This window comes from Schumannella luteola (genome assembly GCF_013408685.1).
Taxonomy (GTDB): domain Bacteria; phylum Actinomycetota; class Actinomycetes; order Actinomycetales; family Microbacteriaceae; genus Schumannella; species Schumannella luteola.
Genome location: NZ_JACBZY010000001.1, coordinates 2,687,887 through 2,712,383, shown reverse-complemented (window position 1 = coordinate 2,712,383; position 24,497 = coordinate 2,687,887). Strand labels below are relative to the sequence as shown.

The 24,497-nt window shown below is 71.6% G+C and carries 21 protein-coding genes and 1 tRNA gene; 3 read left to right on the top strand and 19 right to left on the bottom strand.

Annotation, left to right across the window (positions count from 1 at the left end; translation table 11 throughout):
• Window positions 1–21 precede the first annotated feature (21 nt).
• On the top strand, window positions 22–588 hold the full coding sequence (gene def / locus BJ979_RS12280) for a peptide deformylase (protein WP_179568238.1): 567 nt from the start codon (window positions 22–24) through the stop codon (window positions 586–588).
• Window positions 589–835: 247 nt separating this feature from the next.
• Here def and BJ979_RS12275 read toward each other — a convergent pair whose 3' ends face one another.
• From BJ979_RS12275 to dusB, 14 genes are all read right to left on the bottom strand, one after another.
• A complete protein-coding gene (locus BJ979_RS12275; RefSeq protein ID WP_179568236.1) occupies window positions 836–1,741 on the bottom strand; it encodes a sensor histidine kinase in 906 nt (301 codons plus the stop codon).
• 116 nt (window positions 1,742–1,857) lie between these two features.
• The gene (locus BJ979_RS12270) at window positions 1,858–2,187 is read right to left on the bottom strand and encodes an SHOCT domain-containing protein (protein ID WP_179568234.1); all 330 of its coding nucleotides are present in this window, start codon (window positions 2,185–2,187) and stop codon (window positions 1,858–1,860) included.
• Between the two features lie 360 nt (window positions 2,188–2,547).
• Complete coding sequence (locus BJ979_RS12265) at window positions 2,548–3,213, bottom strand: response regulator transcription factor (RefSeq protein ID WP_179568232.1); 666 nt, start codon at window positions 3,211–3,213, stop codon at window positions 2,548–2,550.
• Window positions 3,210–4,532, bottom strand: a complete 1,323-nt coding sequence (locus BJ979_RS12260; RefSeq protein ID WP_179568230.1) for a sensor histidine kinase — start codon at window positions 4,530–4,532, stop codon at window positions 3,210–3,212. The genes BJ979_RS12265 and BJ979_RS12260 overlap by 4 nt, the downstream gene beginning before the upstream one ends.
• A gap of 357 nt (window positions 4,533–4,889) precedes the next feature.
• Window positions 4,890–4,965: transfer RNA gene (locus BJ979_RS12255), tRNA-Asn, on the bottom strand.
• Window positions 4,966–5,028: 63 nt separating this feature from the next.
• On the bottom strand, window positions 5,029–6,117 hold the full coding sequence (locus BJ979_RS12250; protein WP_179568228.1) for a lactonase family protein: 1,089 nt from the start codon (window positions 6,115–6,117) through the stop codon (window positions 5,029–5,031).
• A gap of 67 nt (window positions 6,118–6,184) precedes the next feature.
• Complete coding sequence (locus BJ979_RS12245) at window positions 6,185–7,006, bottom strand: ATP-binding cassette domain-containing protein (protein WP_343046692.1); 822 nt, start codon at window positions 7,004–7,006, stop codon at window positions 6,185–6,187.
• A gap of 222 nt (window positions 7,007–7,228) precedes the next feature.
• Window positions 7,229–8,899: a dipeptide ABC transporter ATP-binding protein gene (locus BJ979_RS12240; protein ID WP_179568226.1), complete on the bottom strand. Its 1,671-nt coding sequence runs from the start codon at window positions 8,897–8,899 to the stop codon at window positions 7,229–7,231.
• Window positions 8,896–9,993, bottom strand: a complete 1,098-nt coding sequence (locus tag BJ979_RS12235; protein ID WP_179568224.1) for an ABC transporter permease — start codon at window positions 9,991–9,993, stop codon at window positions 8,896–8,898. The genes BJ979_RS12240 and BJ979_RS12235 overlap by 4 nt, the downstream gene beginning before the upstream one ends.
• Window positions 9,993–11,084: an ABC transporter permease gene (locus tag BJ979_RS12230; protein ID WP_179568222.1), complete on the bottom strand. Its 1,092-nt coding sequence runs from the start codon at window positions 11,082–11,084 to the stop codon at window positions 9,993–9,995. Before BJ979_RS12230 ends, BJ979_RS12235 begins: the two co-directional genes overlap by 1 nt.
• 114 nt (window positions 11,085–11,198) lie before the next feature.
• A complete protein-coding gene (locus BJ979_RS12225) occupies window positions 11,199–12,842 on the bottom strand; it encodes an ABC transporter substrate-binding protein (protein WP_179568220.1) in 1,644 nt (547 codons plus the stop codon).
• 171 nt (window positions 12,843–13,013) lie between these two features.
• Entirely contained in the window at window positions 13,014–14,993 is a 1,980-nt protein-coding gene (dnaG, locus tag BJ979_RS12220) for a DNA primase (protein ID WP_179568218.1), read from the bottom strand.
• Between the two features lie 283 nt (window positions 14,994–15,276).
• Window positions 15,277–16,557, bottom strand: a complete 1,281-nt coding sequence (locus tag BJ979_RS12215) for a deoxyguanosinetriphosphate triphosphohydrolase (protein WP_343046691.1) — start codon at window positions 16,555–16,557, stop codon at window positions 15,277–15,279.
• Window positions 16,550–17,704 (bottom strand): tRNA dihydrouridine synthase DusB, encoded by a 1,155-nt coding sequence (dusB, locus tag BJ979_RS12210; protein WP_343046690.1) that lies wholly within the window; start codon window positions 17,702–17,704, stop codon window positions 16,550–16,552. The genes BJ979_RS12215 and dusB overlap by 8 nt, the downstream gene beginning before the upstream one ends.
• 115 nt (window positions 17,705–17,819) lie before the next feature.
• Between dusB and BJ979_RS12205 the strand changes: the two genes are divergently transcribed.
• The gene (locus tag BJ979_RS12205) at window positions 17,820–18,392 is read left to right on the top strand and encodes an aminoacyl-tRNA deacylase (RefSeq protein WP_179568214.1); all 573 of its coding nucleotides are present in this window, start codon (window positions 17,820–17,822) and stop codon (window positions 18,390–18,392) included.
• A gap of 69 nt (window positions 18,393–18,461) precedes the next feature.
• Here BJ979_RS12205 and BJ979_RS12200 read toward each other — a convergent pair whose 3' ends face one another.
• The 5 genes from BJ979_RS12200 to BJ979_RS12180 form a co-directional block, all read right to left on the bottom strand.
• Complete coding sequence (locus tag BJ979_RS12200; RefSeq protein WP_179568212.1) at window positions 18,462–18,602, bottom strand: hypothetical protein; 141 nt, start codon at window positions 18,600–18,602, stop codon at window positions 18,462–18,464.
• Window positions 18,599–19,300, bottom strand: a complete 702-nt coding sequence (locus BJ979_RS12195) for a DsbA family oxidoreductase (RefSeq protein ID WP_179568210.1) — start codon at window positions 19,298–19,300, stop codon at window positions 18,599–18,601. Before BJ979_RS12195 ends, BJ979_RS12200 begins: the two co-directional genes overlap by 4 nt.
• Window positions 19,301–19,358: 58 nt before the next feature.
• On the bottom strand, window positions 19,359–20,336 hold the full coding sequence (locus BJ979_RS12190; protein ID WP_179568208.1) for a hypothetical protein: 978 nt from the start codon (window positions 20,334–20,336) through the stop codon (window positions 19,359–19,361).
• Window positions 20,337–20,766: 430 nt separating this feature from the next.
• Complete coding sequence (locus BJ979_RS12185; RefSeq protein WP_179568207.1) at window positions 20,767–22,152, bottom strand: glycine--tRNA ligase; 1,386 nt, start codon at window positions 22,150–22,152, stop codon at window positions 20,767–20,769.
• Window positions 22,153–22,215: 63 nt separating this feature from the next.
• On the bottom strand, window positions 22,216–23,295 hold the full coding sequence (locus BJ979_RS12180) for an aminotransferase class V-fold PLP-dependent enzyme (RefSeq protein WP_179568206.1): 1,080 nt from the start codon (window positions 23,293–23,295) through the stop codon (window positions 22,216–22,218).
• 76 nt (window positions 23,296–23,371) lie between these two features.
• Between BJ979_RS12180 and BJ979_RS12175 the strand changes: the two genes are divergently transcribed.
• Window positions 23,372–24,316, top strand: coding sequence for a LysR family transcriptional regulator (locus BJ979_RS12175; RefSeq protein ID WP_179568205.1), 945 nt, complete (start codon window positions 23,372–23,374; stop codon window positions 24,314–24,316).
• The last annotated feature ends 181 nt before the right edge of the window (window positions 24,317–24,497 follow it).

Genomic DNA, 24,497 nt, shown 5'->3' with positions numbered 1-24,497 from the left:
TCCCCCGATAACCTGGACGGCATGGCCGTTCTCCCCATCTCCATCACGGGAGAACCCGTGCTCCACACCCGGGCCGAGGAGGTCGGCGCGATCGACGACCGCATCCGCACCCTTGTCGCCGACATGTACGACACCATGACCGCCGCCCCCGGCGTCGGACTCGCGGGGCCTCAGGTCGGGGTTCCGCTGCGGCTCTTCGTCTACGACTGGACGGACGAGGAAGGCCACCGTCACCGGGGCACTGCCATCAACCCGACGCTGTTCATCTCGCCCGGGCCGACGGGCGAGCCCGATGAGGACGGGGACGCCGAGGGATGCCTCTCGGTGCCGGGCGAGCGCTTCCCGCTGCTGCGCTCGCAGCGCGCGCTGCTGCGGGCGACGGATGTCGGCGGCAACGACTACGAGATCGAGGCGACCGGCTGGCTCGCCCGCATCTTCCAGCACGAGTACGACCACCTCGACGGGGTGCTCTACGTCGATCGGCTTCAGCTGCCGTTCTCGCGCCGCGCCCAGAAGGCGATCCGCAAGCAGGGCTGGGGCGCTGCCGGCGAGTCGTGGCTGCCGGGCGTCGACGAGCTCGACGCCTGACTCGCGGCCTCGCCCGCCGCATCCGGGGCGCGCCCGCCCGACTGCCGGCCGGCCGGCGTCGGCGCACCCGCGTCGGCGCGCTGGTCAGCGGCACTCGCTGACGCGGGTTCGCTGTCGGAAACTCAGGCGGAGCCGGCTGATCGGCCGCCGAGGTCACGCCGTGGCGCCGGGCCCGCACGGAGCTGCCTGAGTTTCCGACACGCGCCGCGGGCCGCGGCATGAACGGTCTCCGTCGAGGCGGGAGCGTCTAGAGCGGGACGCCGTGGACGCCGTTGTGGTGGCGCAGATCGGGGAAGGCCGCCGACACAGTGAATCCGACGCCCGGCGTACGCTGGGCCGTGAAGACGCCGCCGAACAGCTCGCTGCGCTCGCGCATCTCGGTGATGCCCCGGCCCCAGGGGGTGTCGGTCAGCGCCGCACGATCGTCGTCGGCCGTGTAGTCGGCCGGAGCGTGCGGATCGCGTCCGTCGCGCAGAGCTGCAGCGCGTTCGCCGTCGTCATCGATCTGGAGCTGCAGCCCATCGGCCGACCAGCGCACGGTCACCGTCGCGGTCGTTCCGGCCCCGCCGTGCGTCGCCGCGTTCTCGAGCGCCTGCTGCACGATGCGCAGCAGCGCGAGGTCGGCCGCCGGTGTGAGTGAGAAGGGCTCGCCCGTCGAGGCGAGGGTCGCGGTCAGCCCGCTGCCCGCCAACGCCTCCACCAGGCGATCGAGATCCGCCAGGCCGGGGGTCGCTCCGAGCTCGGCGGCGTCGGCGGCACCGTCGCGGGCGAGTGTCGAGCCGCGGCGGAGATCCGCGAGGGCACGCCGCGCGGAGTCGACCAGCGCATCCGCCGCTCTCACCGTCGAACCCGTGTCGGTTCCCGCGATGCGCCGGATCCGGTCGGCCGCAGCGATCACGTCGGTCAGCGCGGCCGCGGCGAGGTCGTCCAGTTCGCCGGCGATGCGCAGCCGGTCGGTCTGCTCGGCGAGCGTCAGCTCGAACTCCACACGATCGGCGCGCGCCCGCTGCGCCTCGAGGCGGTGACGACGCGCCGCGGTGCGGGCGACGAGCCAGAGCACGAGCAGCACGACGACCGCGACCGCGAGGGCGATCAGCACGACCGCCAGCACGGGCGAGACCGTCGAGGGGCCGAACTGTACGGACACGAGCACGGTCTGAGGGTAGCGGTCGGCGCGGTCGGCGGGAACGAGGGGTGCTCACGACGATGCCCGAGGCTCCGCCTGACGAGAGACGAGGCCCCGGGCTCAGGTACCGGGATGATGCCGGATCAGCCGCGCGGCGGCATCGGCGGCTGCTGGTTCGCCCGCAGCACCTCGAGGCGCGCGCGGTACTCCTGCTCCTCGATGTCGCCGTTCGCGAAGCGGTCGGCGAGAACGGCCTCGGCGCTGCGCGCACCGTCGGCGTTCACCGCCCAGTAGGCGTGCGGGCCGTACCCACCCGCCCAGCGGGCCCGGCGCCAGCGGCGTCCGACGAGCGCGAAGATCAGCGCGAAGACGCCGATCCAGAAGAGCGGGATGAGGAAGAACAGCCACGGCGCGCCCCCGCCGACCCAGTGCGGGTGGGCGGCGACGGCGGTGAGAGCTGCTGCGGTGATCATGGTGTCCCCTTGTCGTGAGGCCCGGTTCTCCGGGGTGACTCCACTCTCCTGATCGCGCGTCCTCAGGGAATCCGCCGCGGGGAGCGCGTCACTACTCCCCCGAGAGCAAGCTCGCCCCGGCGCCGTGCTCCTGCTGAAGCGCCGCCGCACGCGCGACGCCCGTCCTCCCTGCTCCGGCACCGCGACAACGGCCCGGAGCCTGTCGGAAACTCAGGCAGCGCAGGTCTCCGCCGCGGTCGAGCGCTGCATCGAAGTGGCTCCGCCTGAGTTTCCGACAGGCGGACCCGCCGCGCGGCTATGAGCGGAAGCGTGCGGTTTCGAAGGATCGTCGGCGAGGAGGCGAGCGGCGAGGAGGGATACTCAGTCGGGGCGACCGGCGCGCACGAGGCCGGTCTCGTAGGCGATCACCACGAGCTGCACCCGGTCGCGGGCGAGCAGCTTCGACATGATGCGCGAGACGTGCGTCTTCGCGGTCAGCGGGCTGAGGAACAGGGCGCGCCCGATCTCCTCGTTGGTCAGCCCCTGTCCGACCAGTCCGAGCACCTCGCGCTCGCGGTCGGTCAGCGGAGCGAGACGCGCGTCGTCGAGGGGGCCGCCGAGTGCGTCGGCGACCTGCTCGAGAAGGCGGCGGGTGACGCGCGGGCTCAGCAGCGCATCCCCCTCGGCGACGACGTGCACGGCGCGGATGAGCTCGACCGGCTCGGTGTCCTTGACGAGGAACCCCGAGGCGCCGGCCTTGATCGCCCGCGCGACGTACTCGTCGAGCTCGAAGGTGGTGACGATGACGATGCGGGTACCCGCGAGCTCGGGACGTGCCACGAGCTGCTCGGTGGCCCAGAGCCCGTCCCCGTCGGGCATGCGGATGTCCATGAGCACGACGTCGGGGCGGGTGCGCGCGACGACATCGACGGCGTCACGGCCCGTCGCCGCCTCGCCGACCACCTCGAGGTCGGGCTCGGCGTCGAGCAGGCTGCGGAAGCCGGCGCGGATGAGGTGCTGGTCGTCGGCGAGGACGATGCGGATCATGGTTCCTCCGTCGGGGCGAAGAGCGGGCCGGCCCCGGCAGCGCGGCCCTCGCCGGACGCCGGTGGGGCGCCCGCCGTCTCCACGGTCTGCGGAAGCGGGATGCGGGCCTCGATGTGGAAGCCGGGGTCGCCGTCCCGGGTGCGCAGCTCGCCGCCGAGCAGCTCAGCACGTTCGCGCATGCCGAGGATCCCCCGACCTTCGGGGGCGCCCCCGCGCCCGCGCCCGTCGTCGGCGACCGTGAGCACGACCGCGTGCAGCGCGCTATCCGCCGACGCCGCGTCCGGCCCCGATGCAGTCGTCGTGCCCGCCGGAGCGGCGTCACCCTGACCCGGCGCGGTGACGGCGAGCTCGATCCGCACGTGCGCAGCGCCCGAGTGCCGACGCACGTTCGTCAGGGCCTCCTGGGCGATGCGGTAGATCGCCGCCTGGGTCGACTGCGGGATGGCCGCGAGCTCCGCGGCCCCGGGCGCGCGCAGCGCGACCTCGAGTCCGCCGCGCCGGGCGTCGTCGACGAGCGCGTCGAGGCGGGTGAGATCCGCAGTGGGCACGAGCGGGGCATCCCCGCCGTCGTCCGAGCGCAGGACGCCGAGCACCGCACGCACCTCGTCGAGCGCCTGCTTGCTCGTCTCCTTGATCGCGAGCAGTGACGACTCCGCCTGCTCGGGCCGGCTCTTCAGCAGGTGCAGGCCGACTCCCGCCTGCACGTTGATCGAGCTGAGCGAGTGCGCGAGCACGTCGTGCAGCTCGCGGGCGATGCGCACGCGCTCCGCCTGCAGTGCGTCGTGCTGCAGCTGGCGGCGACGGCTGCGGATGGCGCGGAACCGTTCGCGTCGGCCGCGCATCGCCTCGCCCACGCCGACGACGATGAGGATGCCGATCGTGACCGCGGCGATGCGCGCGGGCTCCCAGCGATAGCCGACGACGATGCTCAGCGTGATGGTCGCGACCCAGCAGACCGCGATCGAGACGAAGGCCCAGATGCGGGCACCGCGCACGAGCGCGCTGAGCAGCGCGAAGGCGAGCGAGACGTACGGCGGGCCGAAGCGCACGTCGGTGAACAGATCGGCGGCCGCGGCGACCGAGACGATCGCGACGACCGGGCCGGGGAATCGACGCGCGAAGATCAGCGCGAGGGGGCCGACGAGGGCCAGGCCGATCGTCGCGAGCGTGAGCAACGGCGACAGCTGGAGGTAGCGGCTGATCCCGATCGACGCGGGAACCTGCGCGATGAAGCTGATGACCACGGGCGCCCAGAGCGTGAACCGGCGGGACATCCGCCACTGCGGGCCGTCGACGTCCCAGTGCTCCCCGCGCGGCATGGCTCGATGCTACGCGGGCGCCGACCGGCCGCCGTCGGCGTGCGGGAGACCGCGGCTACTCCCCCGGGAGTAGGTCTCGCCGGCGCGGCCCCTGTCGGAAACTCAGGCAGGCGCGCCGCGGCCGCGCGCCGGAGGCCCGGATCCGGAGGCTCCCCGTCGATCCGCAGCGCCCGTCGCCTGAGTTTCCGACAGATCGGGTCGGCGGTTCTGGACTGGCGGCGGTCACGGTGCGGGAGCGCCCGCGGCTGGTCGCCGGTGAGGAGAGGATCGCGGGCGAAGCCCGGATGAGGCGAGCGCGATGCGCGCCGAGGGCGGCCCCGCAGACGACGAAGGCCCGGCGTGAACCGGGCCTTCGGATGGCTCCCCCATCTGGACTCGAACCAGAAACCTATCGGTTAACAGCCGATTGCTCTGCCAATTGAGCTATGGAGGATCGCTGCCTTGACAGCCGGATCAGCCTACCAGGATTTCGAGGCGCCTCTGACCGCGCGCGGGCTCACCGGCGCGTCGCGACGGAGGCCCACGGCGTGTCGTCGACGCGCACCAGATGCGTCGGCGACGGCACCGCCACGGACCCGAGCGGATGCGGTGCGGCGACGCCCGCGGGATCGAGTCGATACGCGCTCACCGCGTTCGAGAGCTGCTCCGCGACGAGCAGCACATCATCGACCACGAGGACGTGACGCGGCCAGCTGCCGACGCCGTCGACCGCATCGCGGGCGGTGAGCCGGGCGGCGCTCGGAACGCTCGCGGGCGCGAGGTGAACCCGGGCGATCCGGTCGCTGCCCCGCAGCCCGATGTGCACGATCCCGCTCGGCTCGTGCAGTGCCAGGGCAGCGGCGTGGTCTCCGTCGACAGCGCCGGGGAGCGCGACGCTCTCGAGCAGCTCGAGCTCGAGGTCGGACGAGACCCGCAGTCGGTGCACGGTGCTGTCGAGCTCCCCCAGCACGAGGACGGTGTCGTCATCGAGCCGCAGCAGATCGCGCGGACCCGTGCCGGGCGGGAACTCGAGCGAGGTCCACTCCTCGGTCTCGTCGGGTCGGATCAGCACGACGCGGTCGGAGCCGAGGTCGGCGACGAGGATGACCGAGTCGCTCCAGACGAGCGTGCAGTGAGCGTGCGGTGCGTCCTGCTCCGGACGGGGCCGCCCGCCGACGGACTGCAGCACGAGTTCGAGGTCGAGATGCGCGGCGACGCCGTCGCGAAGCCGGTGGCGGGACACCGATCCACTGGCGTAGCCGCTCGTGTACGCGACGCCGGAACCCAGCGCGACGTGGCAGACGGCTTCGCCCGCGGTCTCGGCGCGTTCGACCTCGACGATCCCCGCGCCGACCTCGACCTGCTGGTCCCAGCCGCTCAGCCGGGCGGCGTCGGCGGCGAGGGCGAGAGTCGACAGCTCGGCATCTCCTTCGAGGGCGGCGTAGAGCCGCTCGCCGTCGACGGCGAGCCAGGAGGGCGACGGGAGGGCGGCGACGAGCCCGTCGGATTCCAGCGATCCCTCGTCATCGAGACGGAGCCGGATGATCCCCTCACCCGTGCCGTCCATGTCGGGGCCGTATCCGCCGACCAGGATCGTCGCGCTCACAGCAGAAGCACCTCCGGTGCGGTCGGGATGTGTCGGGTCGAGCGGGTGCACAGGCCCGCGTCGCGGGTCAGAGCCGCGCGTGACGCGGGTAGAGCGAGGCGAGCGCCTCGACGTAGTCGTGAGTCGGCTCGGCGAGAACCTGCTCCATCTGGCCGATGCCGACGATCGCGCCGGCGTGCATGACGGCGACGCGGTCGGTGATCGAGCGCAGCTCGCGCAGGTCGTGGCCGATGACCACGGCTGAGAACGCGCGCTCGCGCTGCAGATCGGCGAGCACGCCGAGGATGTGCCCACGCACGAGCACGTCGACGCCCATCGTCGGCTCGTCGGCGACGAGCAGCCGCGGCTCGAGCACGAGGGCCTTCGCGAGGGCGACGCGCTGTCGCTGGCCGCGACTGAGCTCATGCGGGAAGCGCTCCATGACGGTGAGCGGCAGTCGCACGGCGTCGATGAGCGCGGCGACGTGGCCGCCGGCCTCGAGCCGGTCGAAGCGGCGATCGCGGTCGTAGATCGGCTCGGCGACGTTCTCGGCGATCGTCAGATGCGCCGTCAGCGACGACTCGGCATCCTGCGGCAGATAGCCGACCTCGAGCGCCATGACCTCGCGGACGCGGCGTCCGTGGTCGCGCACCTGGTGGCCGAGCACCGTCAGCGAGCCTCCGACGATGACCGGGCCGGGTCCAGTGCCGCGACGCAGGCGTCCGGCGATCGCGGCCGCGAGCGTGCTCTTGCCCGAGCCCGCCTCGCCGACCACACCGAGGATGCCGCCGGCGGGCACCTGCAGAGTCACCCCGTCGACGGCGGGCGTCGCTCCGGGGCGTGTCGTGTAGGCGACCGTCAGATCGTCGGCGACCACGACCGGTCCGGTGTGGTCGATGGTGGTGCGCACGCCGATCCCCTTCCGGACGCCGGATGCCGTCGGCGCCGTCGCACTCATGCTGTCACGCTCCGACCGGGAGCGGCATCCGGGTTCGCCCCGGCGCACCGAGACCCGACGACGCCAGACACTGCCTCGCGGGCCTCTCCCTCGGTGAATTCGACGGCGGTGGATGCGGCGCGCACGCGACGCACCGCACTCACCGACAGCATCGAGATCGGGGTGGGAACCGGGTCAGGCATCCGCGGCCCGGCGACGCTCCTCGCGCCGCTCGGCCTGACGAACGGGATCCGGCACCGGCAGGGAGGCCAGCAGGCGCCGCGTGTACGGATCCTGCGGTGCGCCGAGCACCTCGGCCGCACGCCCCTGCTCGGCGACCTGGCCGCGGTGCAGCACGACGACGCGGTGCGCGAGCTGGTCGACGACGGCGAGGTCGTGCGTGATGAACAGCGACGCGAAGCCGAAGCGCTCCTGCAGCTCGGCGAAGAGCTCGAGCACGCGCGCCTGCACCGAGACGTCGAGCGCGCTCGTCGGCTCGTCGGCGATGAGCAGCTTCGGGTCGAGCGCGAGCGCTCGCGCGAGCGAGGCGCGCTGGCGCTGGCCGCCCGAGAGCTCGTGCGGGAAGCGGTCGCCGAAGGCGCGGGGCAGCTGCACCGCCTCGAGCAGCTCGTCGACGCGTCCGCGCGCGGCGGAGGCGTCGCGCGCGACGCCGTGCACGATGAGCGGCTCGGCGACGCACTGCGCGATCGTCAGCAGCGGGTTGAAGCTCGTCGCCGGGTCCTGGAAGACGAAGCCGATCTCGCGACGACGCGGACGGAAGTCGCGCTCCCGCATCCCGTTCATCTCGACGCCGAGCACATCGAGCGAGCCGCCGGTGACCTTGGTGAGGCCGGCGATCGCGCGCCCGATCGTCGTCTTGCCCGACCCGCTCTCGCCGACCAGTCCGAGCACCTCGCCCGGGCCGAGGTCGAACGAGACGCCGCCGACCGCGGTGAAGCCGGGCCGGCCGAGCCGACCGGGGTACTGGATGACGAGGTCGCGTGCTGTGACGAGCGGCGCCGCCGGCTCGGGCTGGGCCCGGTCGACGATCTCCAGCTTCGGCACGGCGGCGAGCAGCGCCTTCGTGTAGTCGGCCTGCGGGTTCGCGAACAGCTCGCCCACCGGGGCGGTCTCGACCGTCTCGCCGCGGTACATGACCATGACGCGGTCCGCCAGGTCGGCGACGACGCCCATGTTGTGGGTGATGAGCACGATCGCCGTGCCGAACTCGTCGCGGCAGCGGCGCAGCAGGTCGAGGATCTCGGCCTGCACGGTCACGTCGAGCGCCGTGGTGGGCTCGTCGGCGACGATCACGGCCGGGTCGAGCACGAGCGCCATCGCGATGACGACGCGCTGCTTCTGCCCGCCCGAGAACTGGTGCGGGTAGTAGTCGACGCGCTCCTCGGGCTCGGGGATGCCGACCCGGCGCAGGATGTCGATCGCCTTCGCCCGCGCCGCGGCCTTGCTGAGCTTGGCGTGGGCGCGCAGGCCCTCCGCGATCTGCCAGCCGACCGTGTACACCGGGTTGAGCGCCGTCGAGGGCTCCTGGAACACCATCGCCGCATCGGCGCCGCGCAGCTGCTGCAGGCGGGCCGGGGATGCCGTGACGACATCCGTGCCGCGCAGCAGCACCGCGCCGGTCGCCGTCGCGGTCTCCGGCAGCAGCCCGAGGATCGTGCGGGCGGTCACGGTCTTGCCGCTGCCCGACTCCCCCACGATCGCCAGCACCTCGCCGGGCTGCACCCGCAGCGAGACGTGGTCGACGGCGTGCACGTCGCCGCCGTCGGTCGTGAACACGACATCCAGGTCGCGGATGTCGACGGCCGCGTCGGTCGACGCCGCGCCGGTGGTCTGCGTGGCGCTCATCGGCCCGCCTCCTGGTCGTCGCTGCCGGTCGTCGCGGTCGAGGATGCCGGCGCCGTCTCGACGGCGCTCGTCACGCCCACCGCATCGGTCGCGGCCGCCGGCGAGCCGAGCGGCGCGGATGCCGCCGCATCCGCCGCGGTCGCGCCGCGACGTCGACGCCGGGCACGCAGGCGCGGGTCGGCGAGGTCGTTGAGGCTCTCGCCGATCAGCGTGATGCCGAGCACGACGAGCACGATCGCCAGACCCGGGAAGACGCTCGTCCACCAGATGCCGGCCGTCACATCCGACAGCGACTTGTTGAGGTCGTAGCCCCACTCCGCCGCCTTCGTCGGCTCGATGCCGAAGCCGAGGAAGCCGAGACCGGCGAGGGTCAGGATCGCCTCGGAGCTGTTCAGCGTGAAGATCAGCGGCAGCGTGCGGGTCGAGTTGCGCAGCACGTGGCGGAACATGACGCGCGGCGCCTTCGCCCCGATCACCTTGGCGCTCTCGACGAAGGCCTCCGACTTCACCCGCACCGCCTCGGCGCGGATCACCCGGAAGTACTGCGGGATGAACACCACCGTGATCGAGATCGCCGCCGCCAGGATGCCGCCCAGCAGGTCGGACTCGCCGCCCGTGATGACGATCGCCGTGACGATCGCGAGCAGCAGCGTCGGGAAGGCGTAGACCGCATCCGCGATCACGACCAGCACGCGGTCGACCCAGCCGCCGAGGTAGCCGGAGACGAGGCCGAGCAGGATGCCGGCGAAGATCGACAGCAGCACGGCGAACACGATCACCAGGAACGCGGTCTGCGAGCCCCAGATCACGCGCGACAGCACGTCGTAGCCGCCGACGGTGGTGCCGAGCAGGTGGGCGGGGCCCGGGGGCTGTTGCGGCGCGAAACGGCCGGAGTCGTCGCGCAGCTGGCCGTAGCCGTAGGGCGCGAGCAGCGGCGCGAAGATCGCGACGAGCACGAAGATGCCCGTGATGACCAGGCCGGTGATGAGCATGCCGCGCTGCAGGCCGACGCTCTGCCGCAGCTGGTGGATGACGGGCAGACGCCGCCAGATCGCCCGCAGCGAGCGGGGGTTCTCGGTGGAGTTCGCAGACATCAGAACCTCACTCGGGGGTCGACGATCGCCGCGATGACATCGACGATGAAGTTGGTCACGGCGACGATCACGGCGAGCAGCGCGACGATGCCTTGCACGGCGACGAAGTCGCGCGCCTGCAGGTAGTGCGCCACCTGGAAGCCGAGGCCCTCCCACTCGAAGGTCGTCTCGGTGAGCACCGCGCCGCCGAGCAGCATCGCGATCTGCAGCCCCATGACGGTGATGATCGGCACGAGGGCCGGACGCAGCGCGTGCTTGCGCACCAGGCGCGACTCGCTCACGCCGCGCGAGCGCGCCGCATCCACGTAGGGCATCGAGAAGGTGCCGATGACGTTCGTGCGCACGAGGCGCAGGAAGATGCCCGCGGTCAGCAGGCCGAGCGCGACGCCCGGCAGCACGGCGTGCGAGAGCACGTCGCCGATGATGTTCGGATTGCCGGTGCGGATCGCGTCGATCAGGTAGATGCCCGTCGGGTCGTCGATGCTCGTGATCTGCAGCTCGGTGCGGGCCGAGGCGCGGCCGGCGACCGGCAGCACATCCAGCCAGACCGAGAAGACGAGCTTGAGCAGCAGACCCGCGAAGAACACCGGGGTCGCGTAGCAGAGGATCGCGAAGATGCGCAGCACCGCGTCGGGCCAGCGGTCGCGCAGATACGCGGCCAGCATGCCGAGCGGGATGCCGACGATGAGCGCGACGATCAGCGAGTAGAACGCGAGCTCGAGCGTCGCGCCGCCGTACTGGAACAGGATCTGCGTCACCGGCTGGTGGTCGGTGAGGCTCGTGCCGAAGTCGCCGCGGGCGATCTGGCCCAGGTACTCGAAGTACTGCACGAGGATCGGACGGTCGTAGCCGGCCTCGTGGATGCGCTCCTGCAGCTGGGCGGGGCTGAGGCGTCCGCCCTGCGCCGCCGTGATCGGGTCGCCGGTGACCCGCATGAACAGGAACACCATCGTCACGAGGATGAAGACGGTGGGGAAGATCAGAAGGAATCGCACCAGCAGGTAGCGGGCGAGGCCGCCCCCGCCGGACTTCGACCGCGCCGGCTTGGCGGCGGTCGGGGGTGAGGCCGGAGCCTCCGTGGTGGTGGTCATGAAGAGCCTGTCGGGTCGTTCGGCGAGTTCGAGGGTCGGGAGCTCGTTCGTGCGGAAGGGAGGGGACGGTGGTGCCGTCCCCTCCCCCGTGTCACAGCTGCGTCAGCGCCGCGGTCACTTCTCCAGCGGGGCGAAGCGGAACTTGAACGAGGCGTCGAGGGTGACGCCCTTGATGTCCTTGCTCGTCACCACGACCTGCTTGCCGGTCAGCAGCGGCAGGATCGAGATGTCCTCGGCCTCGATCTTCTGAGCCTCCTCGATCAGGGCGGTGCGCTTGGCCTTGTCCTGCTCGGTCTGCTCGCCCTGGATCGCCTTGGTGATGGCGTCGTTCTCGTAGCCGTTCTGCAGGAAGCCGCCGCCGACCGGGTTGCCGTCAGCGTCCTTGCCCGGGAGGAAGAACACGCTGAGGTAGTTGTCCGCGTCGGAGAAGTCGGGGAACCATCCCATCTGGAAGACGGGGTAGCTGTTCACGCGCTCCTTCGAGTAGGTCACCCACTCGGTCGACTTGAGGTTGACCGTGAAGAGCTTGGTCTCCTCGAGCTGGCTCTTGATCGCCGCGTACTCATCCGCCGAGCTCTCGCCGTAGTGGTCGGGGTTGTACTGCAGGTCGATCTGCACCGGGGCCTGGACGCCGGCGTCGGAGAGGAACTTCGCCGCCTGCGTCACGTCCGGCTTGCCGTCCTTGCCGTAGAGGTCCTTGAACGGCGTGGATGCGCCGGTCAGGCCCTCGGGAACGGCCGAGTAGGCGGGGGTGTAGGTGTCCTTGTAGACATCCTTCGCGAGCGCCTCGCGGTCGACCGAGGCGGCGAACGCCTGGCGAACGGCGAGCGCCTTGGCCGGGTCGGCCTCGGGCGTCTCGGTGCCGAAGGGCTGCGTGCGGAAGTTGAAGGTGATGTAGCGCGACTCGCCACCGGGGCCGTCCCAGACCTTCAGCTTGGAGTCCTTGCGCAGGTCGGCGACGTCGGTCGGGGTCAGGCTGCGCGTGGCCGCGTCGATCTCGCCCTTCTGCACCTCGAGCTTCATGTTCGACGACTGGGCGTAGTAGTTCAGCAGGATGCCGGCGTTCTTCGGCTTGCCGAGCAGACCGTCGTAGTCCTTGTTCGGCAGGAAGCTGATCTGCTTGTTGAGGGAGAACTTCTCGATGCGGTACTGGCCCGCGAAGCCCTCGCCCTTCACGACATCGGCGTCGGGGGTGACCTTGTCGGCCGAGAAGGTGTCCTCGTCGACGATCGGGCCGGCGGGGCTCGAGAGCACCTGCGGGAAGGTCTGGTCGGCGCTCTTGAGCTTGAAGACGACCGTGGTGTCGTCGGGCGTCGAGATGCTGTCGAGGTTCGCCAGCAGCGACGAGGGGCCGTTGGGGTCGTTGATCTTGATGATGCGCTCGAAGCTGAACTTCACGTCGGAGCTCGTCAGAGCGTTGCCGTTCGCGAACTTCAGATCCTTCTTGAGCTTGACCGTGTACTCGCTCGGCGCCGTGAACTCGGCCGAGGTCGAGATGTCGGGCTCGACATCCGGGCTGCCGTAGGCGGTGTTCACGAGGAAGGGGAAGACCTGGGTCTGCACGTTGTACGAGCCGTTGTCGTACGAGCCGGCCGGGTCGAGCGTCGTGAGCTTGTCGGTCGTGCCGACGACGAGCAGGTCTCCGTCGCTGGAGCCTCCTCCTCCGCCGGCGCAGCCGGCCAGGACGACGGCGAGGGTCGCGGTGCCCGCGGCCGCGGCGAGGATGCGCGCGCGTCGTGAGCTGAAAGCGGAACTCATGGTGATGGTCCTCATTTCTGTGCAGGGGGACGAGCCGTGGCGCGATGCCAGGACGGAGTCGTGACAGCGGTGTCGTGCGACGGCGCCCCACAGTCTTAGCACGGGCCGACGCCGGAGCGGGATTCAGTGACCTTTCGGGACGGGATCGTCACCTGCGTGAAACACGCGAGGTCATTCGCCCGTGAGCCGCCGGCGCTGCGTCTCGATCGCGAGCAGCTCGCGGCTCAGCTCGGCCGCGCGTGTGCCGTCTCCCCCGGACTGCGCGCGCATGAGCGCTCCCTGCAGATCGGCCTTGCGCCGCACCAGCTCGCGCTCGACGACGTTGACGACCACCCGCTGCGCATAGGCGTCGACCTGGGTGCTGCGCGCGGGCAGCGGGGCCACGCCCATCTGCGACACCAGGCTCGCGTACATGCTCGGCACCTCGGCGGCGACGATCGTCATCCACGCGGGATCGTCGACGCGGTCGAGCGCGGCGCCGATGCCGTCGCGCACGACCGAGAGCGTCTCGTTCGAGAAGCGCGAGCGCACGGCCTCGCTGATCAGCTCGGCGCCGATCGCGCCGGGGCGCTGCAGGATCGCCATGAGCGCGTCGCGCTCCAGTCGCGAGCCGACGTCGGTGGGGAGCATCGTCAGGTCGACGCGGATCTCGGGCGGGGTCTCGATGGAGGGATCGGCACCTGCTGACGCGGGTGCACCGCCGGCTCCCGCTCCCGCGCTGGTCGCGCGGTCGTCGTAGCCGCTCGTCGTCGCGGATCCGTGCTGCGGGCGTCGGTCGCCGCCGCGCTCGCTGCGTTCTCCCCCGTCAGCGGCGTGGGCCAGGCGGGTGCGTGCGGCGTTGACCGCGCGGCCGACCTCGTTCGGGTCCATGCCGAGCCAGCCCGCGAGGTTGCGCACGTAGCCGGCGTTGAGCGCGCGGTCGCGGATGCCGGCGACGACGGGCGCTGCCGACCGCAACGCGGCGACGCGGCCCTCGACGGTCTCGAGGTCGTGCGCGGCGAGCTGACGCCGCACCATGAACTCGAACATCGGCTTGCGGTCGTCGATGAGCTGACGCACGGCGCCGTCGCCGCGGTTGAGGCGCAGATCGCAGGGGTCGAGGCCTGCCGGAGCGACGGCCACGAAGGTCTGCGCGGCGAACCGCTGCTCTTCGGCGAAGGCGCGCGTCGCGGCCTTCTGGCCCGCCTCATCCGGGTCGAAGGTGAAGATGACCTCGCCCGTCGTGTCGGTGTCGCCGAGAACTCGGCGCACGACCTTGATGTGGTCCACGCCGAAGCTCGTGCCGCAGGTCGCGACCGCGGTCGTGACACCGGCGAGGTGGCAGGCCATGACATCCGTGTAGCCCTCGACCACCACGACCTGCTTGCCGCGGGCGATGTCGCGGCGGGCCAGATCGAGCCCGTAGAGCACCTGGCTCTTGTGGTAGATCGGCGTCTCGGGGGTGTTGAGGTACTTCGGACCCTTGTCCTGGTCGTCGGGCAGGAGCTTGCGGGCGCCGAAGCCGATCGTGGCGCCCGTCACATCGCGGATCGGCCAGATCAGACGGCCGCGGAAGCGGTCGTAGGCGTTACCGCGGTCGTTCGTGGAGAGGAGCCCGGCGGTGATGAGCTCCTCCTGCGAGAAACCCTGAGCCTTGAGCGCGGTGCCGAGCGCGTCGAAGGACTTCGGCGCGAAGCCGACCGCGAAGTGATCGGCGGCGGTCTGATCGAATCCGCGGCCGCCGAGGAAGTCGCGGGCGAGCTGGGCCTCGGGCGTCGCGAGCTGCTCGCGGAAGAACGCCTCAGCCGCGGTGTTCGCCGCGATCAGGCGGGCGCGGCTGCCGTAGTCGCTCCTCGCCTCGCCGCCGTCCTCGTAGTGCAGCTCGAAGCCGATGCGGCCGGCCAGACGCTCGACGGCCTCGCGGAAGCTGACGTGATCCATCCGCTGCAGGAAGGTGTAGACGTTGCCGCCCTCGCCGCAGCCGAAGCAGTGGTAGAAGCCGACTTGCGGGCGCACGTGGAAGCTCGGGCTGCGCTCGTCGTGGAAGGGGCAGAGGCCCTTCATCGACCCGACGCCCGCGCTCTTGAGCGTCACGTACTCGCCGATGATGTCGGCGATGTTCGTGCGCGCCCTCACCTCGTCGATGTCGCTCTGTCGGATGAGGCCGGGCATGGGTGAATCCTACGGATCCGGCGTCGCCTTCGCCGTCCGCTCTCCCCAGCGCTCCGCCCGCCGCTCACCGCGCCCGCCCGGCGCTGGTGCCACGCCCGTCGTGCTCTGTCGGAAACTCAGGCTGACGCAGCTGAGTCCTCCCGAGAAGGCGCGTGCGCAGTCACTGAGCCGGTCCACTGCCTGAGTTTCCGACACGGCTCCAGGGCGCGGACGGGATGCGCGTCGTCCGTCGTGAGAGGCCGGTGCCCGCGCGGTCGCGGCGGGTCGAGCGGCGGGTCGAGCGTCAGCCGACGAGGCGCTCGTGACGGGACATCGCCGACTGGTCGGTCAGCGAGGCGACCTGGTCGACGATCACACGTCGGCGCGCGGTGTCGTCGACGGCTTCGGCCCAGTCGGCGGCGAAGCCCGCATCCAGGTGCTCGGGTCCAGTCGCCCAGAGCTGGTCGGCGAGCTCGGTGAGGATGCCGCGCTGCGCCGCGTAGAGCGGCTGGCGCGCGTTGGTCGACATCACATTGGCGGCGACGATCCCCTTGAGCACCGCGATCTCGGTGCGGGTCTCGGCCGGCACGACGACCGAGCCGCCGAATCGGGCGAGGGAGCCCGAGAAAGCATGCCGCGTCGCGTGCACGGCCTCGTGGGCGAAGCGTCCGATGAGCTGGCTCGTCAGGTTCTTGAGCCGGGCGAGGTCGGCGCGGCTGCCGTCCCAGCGATCGATCCAGAACGGCAGACCGTCGAGGCGGTCGAAGGCGGCCATCAGCTCGTCTCTGCCGATCTCACCGCCGATCCAGTCGAACATCGAGTCCACGAGGTCGGCGTGGTCGACGCGGGCGCTGAGCGCGCTCACGTCGAGGAAGCCGCCGACGATCGCATCCTCGAAATCGTGCACCGAGTAGGCGATGTCGTCGCTGAGATCCATGACCTCGGCCTCGATGCAGCGCACCCGCTCGGGAGCGCCGGCGCGCAGCCACTCGAAGACCGGGAAATCGTCGGCGTAGAAGCCGAACTTGCTGCGACCGGACGGGTCGGGGATGCCGTGCTGCTCGGGCCACGGGTACTTGCAGCTCGCATCGAGGCTGGCCCGCGTCAAATTCAGGCCGACGCTGGTCGCCGAGCCGTCCGGCTCGCGGCGGAACACCTTCGGTTCGAGACGCGTCAGCAGCCGCAGCGTCTGCGCGTTGCCCTCGAAGCCGCCGATCTCGAGCGACCACTCGTTGAGCGCGCGCTCGCCGTTGTGTCCGAACGGCGGATGCCCCAGGTCGTGCGAGAGACAGGCGGTGTCGACGACATCCGGGTCGAGCCCGAGGCTCGCCGCGAGCTCACGCCCGACCTGCGCGACCTCGAGCGAGTGAGTGAGCCGGTTGCGGGCGAAGTCGAGCCCGGCGGTCGGGCTCAGCACCTGCGTCTTCGCTGCGAGCCGGCGCAGCGCGCTCGAGTGCAGCACGCGGGCGCGGTCGCGGGCGAAGTCGCTGCGGCGGGTGGAGTGGCGCTCGTGCAGCCAGCGCTCGGCATCGACGTCGTCGTAGCCGGGGGTGATCTGCCCGTGCGAGCCGTGCGGCTCAGCCACCGCTGTGGTGCAGTTCGGCGGCGGTGAGCTCGGCGCGGAACGACTCCGGCAGCTCGCGGCTGTCGAGCCAGTTCTCGGGAAGGCTCGGCACCTTCGGGGTGCCGGCGCGCCCGCGCTGGCCCTCGGCGTCCGCACCCGGATACGGCTGGTCGTGGTCGAGGCGCGCGAGCAGCTCGTCGATCTCGTCGAGGCTGCTCGACGCCGCCAGCGCGGCACGCAGCTCGCCGCCGACGGCGTAGCCCTTGAAGTACCAGGCGACGTGCTTGCGGATGTCGCGGCAGGCCCGGTTCTCGTCATCGAAGAAGTCGACGAGCAGTTCGGCGTGGCGGCGGAACGCGATGGCCACCTCCCCCAGTGACGGCTCGGCCTTCAGCTCCTCGCCGCGGAACGCCGCCGCCAGGTCGCCGAACAGCCACGGCCGGCCGAGGCAGCCGCGGCCGACGACGACGCCGTCGCAGCCGGTCTGCTCGACCATGCGCACCGCATCCGCCGCACTCCAGATGTCGCCGTTGCCGAGCACCGGGGTGTCGGTGATCGTCTCCTTGAGCTTCGTGATCGCCGACCAGTCGGCGGTGCCGGAGTAGAACTCGGCGGCCGTGCGGGCGTGGAGCGCGATGCTCGCGACGCCGGCGCCCTGCGCAGCCCGCGCGGCCTCGAGGTAGGTGAGGTGGTCGGCGTCGATGCCCTTGCGCATCTTGACGGTGAGCGGGATGTCGCCGGCGGCCTTGACGGCGCCCTCGACGATCGCGCGGAACAGGTCGAGCTTCCACGGCAGCGCCGCACCCCCGCCCTTGCGCGTGACCTTGGGCACCGGGCAGCCGAAGTTGAGGTCGATGTGGTCGGCGCGGTCCTCGGCGACCAACATCGTGACGGCCTCGCTGACCGTCTTCGGGTCGACGCCGTAGAGCTGGATCGAGCGGGTCGTCTCCGACTCGTGATGCTGGATGAGGCGCATGCTCTCGGGCGTGCGCTCGACGAGCGCGCGGCTCGTGATCATCTCGCTGACGTAGAGGCCGGCGCCGTACTCACGGCAGAGCCGGCGGAAGGCGGTGTTGGTGATTCCCGCCATGGGCGCGAGCACGACCGGGACGTCGAGTGTCAGCGGCCCGATCGAGAGCGGCGCGGCGGGCGCGAGAACGGTGGACACCGGATCATTCTCCCAGACGCGGCGGGGCGCTCGCTCCGTTCGCCGGGCCCGCATCCGGGTGGCCCTCGCCGGGCGCGCCCGGCGAGGCGAGGCGCGCGGCTGGGATGATCGGCGCATGAGCGCACCGCAGGAGCCCGCCGCATCCGTCGACGCCGTCGCAGAGGTGCCGGCGTCAGAGAACGCGGCCGCCGCAGCGACTGCGAGCACGGAGAGCGGCGACGTGGATCGGGTCGCCGACGACGCGGCCGCCCGCGGGATCGCGATCGAGTTCCAGACGACCGAGAGCGCCGGCTCGCTCGACGAGGCCGCCGCGCTGCGCGGCATCTCGCCGGCCGACATCGTCAAGACGCTCGTGGTGAAACGCCACGACGGCGACTACCTGCTCGCCCTGGTTCCGGGCGACCGTCAGATCGCCTGGCCCAAGCTGCGGGCGCTCGTCGGCGTCAACAGACTGCGACTGCCGGATCCGGACGCGGCGTTCGCCGCCACCGGCTACGTGCGCGGCACGATCACGCCGTTCGGCTCGACGACCGCGTGGCCCGTGTACGCCGACGAGCGCATCCGCGGTCGCCGGGTGTCGATGGGCGCAGGCCGCCCTGGACGCACGCTCTACGTGGATGCGGACGCGCTGATCGCCGGGTTCGACGCCACCGTCGCCGACATCACGAACCCGCGCGAAGCGGGCTGAGGACGAGCGGTCAGCGCGCTGGCTGCCGCTCTCCTCGCTCCGGCTCCGGCTCCGACGCCCAGCGAGGGCCTACGCCGGATCGACCGACGAGGCGCCGGCGTCCGAGACCGCGCCCGGGATCTCGCAGACTCCGTCGACGCAGACCGGGGCATCCGCTCCGACCATCGTGAAAGCCGGCGTCGACGCCGCGCTGCCGCTCTCCTCGCTCACGCGTGCACCCCATCCGCCTCGTCGGCCGGGGACGCCGTGCGCTCGGCGGCGATCGTCTCCAGCACCTGCTGGAACGTCGCCGACTCCTGCGCGCCCGAGACGCCGTACTTGCCGTCGATGACGAAGAACGGCACGCCGTTGATGCCGTAGGCGGCCGCCTGGGCGACGTCGGCCTTCACATCAGCGAGGTGCCGGTGGTCGGTGAGCGCGGCGAGGGCCTCGTCACGGTCGAGCCCGATCTCGGCGGCGAGGTCGGCGAGCTCCTCGGCGCGGCCGACGTGGCGTCCGTCGACGAAGTAGGCCTTGAGCAGGCGCTCCTTCAGGTCGAGCTGTCGGCCCTGCGCCTTCGCCCAGTGCAGCAGCTCGTGCGCGAGCACCGTGTTCGTCTGGTGGATGTCGTCGTAGTGGTACTCGAGTCCGACGCTCTCGGCGATGCCGGTGACCCGCTGGATCATCTGTCCGGCCTGCTCGCGCGAGACGCCCTTGCGGTCGCTCAGATAGTCCACCGGGGTGCCCTCGTAGTCGACGGGCGTGTCGGGGGCGAGCTCGAAGGAGTGGTACTCGACCTCGACGTCACCCCCGAAGGCCTCGGCGGCCGTCTCGAAGCGGCGCTTGCCGATGTAGCACCACGGGCACTGAACGTCGGACCAGATGTCGACCTTGATGGGGGCGTTGCTCACGCCGAGTGCAACGCGCATCCACCGCTGCTATTCCCCGCGACCGCACGAGTCGGAGTCCCTGGCGGCGCTCCGCGCCTCACCGTTCGGCCCTCGTCGGAAACTCAGGCGGAGCTGCGCCCGATCCCCTTCTTGTCCGCGCTGTCAGGCGCTTTCGCCTCCGCCTGCCTGAGTTTCCGACCCGAGGGGTGCCGCCGTGGTGGTGGATCAGGGCGGCATCGAGCGCCTCGAGGAACAGCGGCCACGAGTCGCGGATGTGGTCGGCCCCGAGACGCAGCGGGGTCATGCCCTGCGTGAGGATGAGCAGGTCCTTCTGCCGGTCGCGGCCGAAGCGATCTTCGTGGAAGCGACGGCCATCGCACTCGACCGCGACCCGACCGTCGACGAGCAGATCGATATCGCCCCCGCCGATCAGCGACGCCTGGGCTCTGATCCGATGACCGCGCCGGAGCAGGCGGATCCGCACGACGCTCTCGAGCACGCTCTGCGAGCGAGGGTCGGCGAGGGCGGCGACGCGGCGCCCGGCGAGCCCTGAGTTCGTGAGGATGGACTCGAAGTCCAGACGGTCGATGCGGCCTTCGCGGCACGCCCAGTCGAGAGCTATCGCCGCGACTTCCGGCGGCTCATCTCTCACCGCGCGCGCCAGCGCATCGAGGAGGGGTTCGGCTGTGACTGCTCCGACGCCACGTCGCGGGAGCTCGGGATCCCAGCGCACCCGCAGTCGCCGGTCGTGACGGTCGCGAGGGCGGCGCCGGCCGGTCGGCGCCCGGAGCCGCGAGTCGCCGTGACGGACGACGACGCGCAGCACGCGATCGGGCGTCCATTCCCACACGCCATGAACACGCAGCGCCGAGAGGCCCGCGAGAATCCCACCGACCCGGGCCGCCTGGAATTCAGGATCATCGGCGGCGCGCGTCGAGTACCAGCCGTTCCGTGCCCGTCGGAGCCGGCCTGTGCGCACCGCTGAGGTCAGCATCCGCTCGGTCGCGCCGACGGAGAGCAGCTCCCGTGTGCGCGCGAATCCGCCAGCGCCCTCGACCCACTCCTCCACCCGCATGCCCCGAGCCTCGCCGTCGGGAACAGCGCTCTGATCCGCACCGACCGGATCGGTGCAGAACCCGCCGAATCTCCCCCTGTGACGGAATCCGCTCGCGGCCCGGTCGGAAACTCAGGCGGGGCGCACTCGCGGAGTCGCTTGCGGCGCCGATCGTGGGCGATGCCGACGGCTCAGCCTGAGTTTCCGACAGTGCACCCGGCGGGTCCGGGAGGGGTCGGGTGCGGGGCGGCGCAGCGGAAGGATGACGGCGCGGGCGCCTCCCAGTGCGGAGAAGGTGGGCGCCGTGCGGCGCGACGATGCAGCGCTCCGCGGGGACAGCGCAGTGACGGGACAGCGCTCCGCGGGGACACCGGCTCGATGCGACAGCGCCCCGTCGGCGGAGGCCGACGGGGCGCTGCGTGATCGATGTCCGACCGGATGACGCTGACGATCAGGCGCCGCGGAGACGCTCCGCGAGGTAGCCCTCGAGTCGATCGAGCGAGACGCGCTCCTGCGACATCGTGTCGCGCTCGCGCACCGTCACCGCCTTGTCCTCGAGGGTGTCGAAGTCGACCGTGACCGCGAAGGGGGTGCCGATCTCGTCCTGACGGCGGTAGCGGCGTCCGATCGCTCCGGCGTCGTCGAAGTCGATCGCCCACAGCTCGCGCAGGTTCGCGGCGAGCTCCTTGGCGACCGGCGTGAGCGCCTCGTTGCGCGACAGCGGCAGTACGGCCGCCTTGATCGGCGCGAGGCGACGGTCGAGACGCAGCACGGTGCGCTTGTCGACGCCGCCCTTCGTGTTGGGCGCCTCGTCCTCCGAGTAGGCGTCGACGAGGAACGCCATGAGCGCGCGCGTCAGACCGAAGGCCGGCTCGATGACGTAGGGCGTCCAGCGCTCGTTCTTGGTCTGGTCGAAGTAGGACAGGTCGACGCCCGACTCCTTCGAGTGGGTCGCGAGGTCGTAGTCGGTGCGGTTCGCGACACCCATGAGCTCGCCCCACTCGCCGCCGGTGAAGCCGAAGCGGTACTCGAGGTCGACGGTGCGCTTCGAGTAGTGGGAGAGCTTCTCCTTCGGGTGCTCGTACTGGCGCAGGTTGTCGGCGTTGAGGCCGAGCCCGAGGAACCAGCTCTCGCACTGGTCGATCCAGTACTGGTGCCAGGTCTCGTCGGTGCCCGGCTCGACGAAGTATTCCATCTCCATCTGCTCGAACTCGCGCGTGCGGAAGATGAAGTTGCCGGGCGTGATCTCGTTGCGGAAGCTCTTGCCGACCTGGGCGATGCCGAACGGCGGCTTCATGCGCGCGCTCGAGACGACGTTCGCGAAGTTCGTGAAGATGCCCTGCGCGGTCTCCGGACGCAGGTAGTGCAGGCCGGCCTCGTCATCCACCGGTCCGAGGTAGGTCTTGAGCAGTCCGCTGAACGCGCGGGGCTCGGTCCAGTTGCCGCGCTGACCGGTCTCGGGGTCGGGCACCTCATCCCAGCTCTCCGGCTCACGGCCGTGCTTCGCCTCGAAGGCCTCCCACAGGTGGTCGGCGCGGTAGCGCTTGTGCGTGACGGTCGACTCGACGAGCGGGTCGGTGAACACCTCGACGTGGCCGGACGCCTCCCACACGCGCTTCGGCAGGATGACACTGGAGTCGATGCCGACGATGTCGTCGCGCGTCTGCACCATGAACTTCCACCACTGGCGCTTGATGTTCTCCTTCAGCGCCGTGCCGAGGGGCCCGTAGTCCCACGCGGAGCGCGAACCGCCGTAGATCTCGCCCGCCTGGTAGACGAACCCGCGGCGCTTCGCGAGAGAGATGATCGAGTCGAGGGCGGACGGCTGCTTGGCCACGAAGTGCTGCTCCTGGAGGTTCTGCCGGGCTGGATGCGCGGCGAGGGCGTTGGGGCATCCAGCCTAGCGGCGAGCGGTGACGGCGAGGTGTGACCGCAGCGGCGCGAGGGCATCGGCGGCACGCGCCACATCTTCTGCCGTGTTCCAGAGGTGGAAGGCGAGGCGCACTCGGCCGGCGCGGCCCGAGGCGCGCAGTCCGGCCGCGCTCAGAGCCGTGAGCGCGGCGCCCTCGGGATCGGGCCAGGTCACGATCGCCTGACGCTGCGGGGTGCAGCCGAGCGTCGTCGCCAGCAGGTCGCCGAGTCCACTCGCGTGCTGCCACACCTCGGCCATGTCGAGCTCGGCGAACATCCCGATCGACTGCTCGGCGCCGACCCACGCCTCCCACGCCGGGGAGACGTCGAAGCGGCGCGCGTCGGCGGCGAGGTGGATCTCGGGCCCGTAGCAGCTCGCCCACACGTCGTCGCCCGCGTACCAGCCGGCCTGCTTCGGCGTGACGAGCTCGGCGAACTCGGCCGAGATGGTGAGGAACGCGACTCCCCGCGGAGCGCAGAGCCACTTGTAGGCGTGGCCCACGGTGGCGTCGAAGAGCGCTGCGTCGACGGGATGGATGCCGGCCGCCTGGGTGAGATCGGCGAGAGTCCGGCTGCCGCTGCGGTGCGCGGCGGCGACGATGTCGGCTACCGGGGCCACCTCGCCGGTAGCGGACTGGATGAGTGAGAACGCGGTGAGCCAGGTGTCGGCGGTCATGGCGGCGGGCAGATCGGCCAGCGGGACGACACGCGTGCGCGCATCCGCCCGTACGAGGAAGGGATACATGAGCGACGCGAAGTCGCCGTCGGCGAGCAGCACCTCGGCGCCGGCCGGCGCGGCGTCGGCGATCAGCGCCACGAGCGCAGAGGTCTGCGACCCGATCGCGACGCGGTCGACCGGCATCTGCACGAGCCGCGCATAGGAGTCGCGCGTGGCCGCGACCACATCGTCGTAGCCCTTGGCGTCGCGGCGACCGGTCGCCCAGGCGTCGAGGTCGGCGCGCAGGGCGCGCACGGTCCGGCGCGGCGGGAGTCCGGAGGTCGCGGCGGCGAGGTAGCCGCGGGCGCCGTCGAACTCGGCGGCGGCGTCGGCGAGGGTCAGCGCGGTCATGCTTCCACGGTCGCGCGCGACGTAACATTGCACAACACGATGTTCCAAGTGGATGACCGTGCCTAGTGTTATGCATATGGATCCCGAGATCGACCTCCACTCGCTTCGCATCGTGCGCGCGATCGCCGAGCACGGCAGCATCTCGGCCGCCGCCCGCGCCCTCGGCTACAGCCAGCCCGCGATCAGCCAGCACCTCCAGCGTGCCGAGAGCCGCATCGGAATGCCGCTCGTGCAGCGTGTCGGCCGCGCATCCCAGCTGACCGAAGCCGGCGAAGCGCTCGCCCGGCACGCCGTGCAGATCGGCTCGGCGGTCGAGGCGGCGGCAGGCGAGCTCGCGGGACTCGCCGGCCTCGAACACGGACGCGTGCGCCTCGCCGCGTTCCCGACCGCCTCGTCGACGCTCGTTCCCGGCCTGCTCGGCGCCCTGCGCGCGGCGCACCCCGGCCTCGCCGTGAGCTACGTCGAGGCCGAGCCGCCGGAAGCCCTCGGGATGCTGCGCGACGGCCTCGTCGACCTCGCGATCACCTTCGCCTATCCCGGCGACCGCGCCGATCCGCACCGCGACGAGAACCTGGAGGTCGTGGAGCTGTTCGCCGACCCCGTCGCCGTGGTGCTGCCGCGCTCGCACGCCGAGGCGGGTGCCGACGAGGTCGAGCTCACCGCTCTCGCCGACGAGCGCTGGATCGCGGGGTGTCCGCTCTGCCGCGGGCACCTGCTGGCGGCCTGCGAGTCGGTCGGCGTCGAACCGGACATCGGACTCGAGACGGACAACTCGACGGCGGTGCTGCACCTGGTCGGCGAGGGGCTCGGGGTGGCTCTGCTCCCCCGGCTGGCGCTGCGGACGGCGGCGGTGCCCGACAGCGTGGTGGTACGTCCGACCTCGCCGACGAGCGATCGCGCCGTGCGGATCGTCGGGCGTGTCGGGGGACGCCGGGTCCCGGCGATCGGCGCCACTCTCGCGATCGCCGAGCGGCGCTGGGTCGCGCAGCGCGTGGACGGTCCGAGCCTCGCGGTCGTCTGACACCGGCGCCGAAGTCCAGGCCGCCGGAGGCGCGCCGGCGCGTCCTGTCGGAAACTCAGGCGGGAGGGCGCTGACCGCACGAGCAACGCGCGATCGCGGCACGTCAGCCTGAGTTTCCGACACGGGCCGAGGGCGGCCGATCCGGTGGTGACGGTGACGGCGGCGGCGGGGCGGGCGAGGC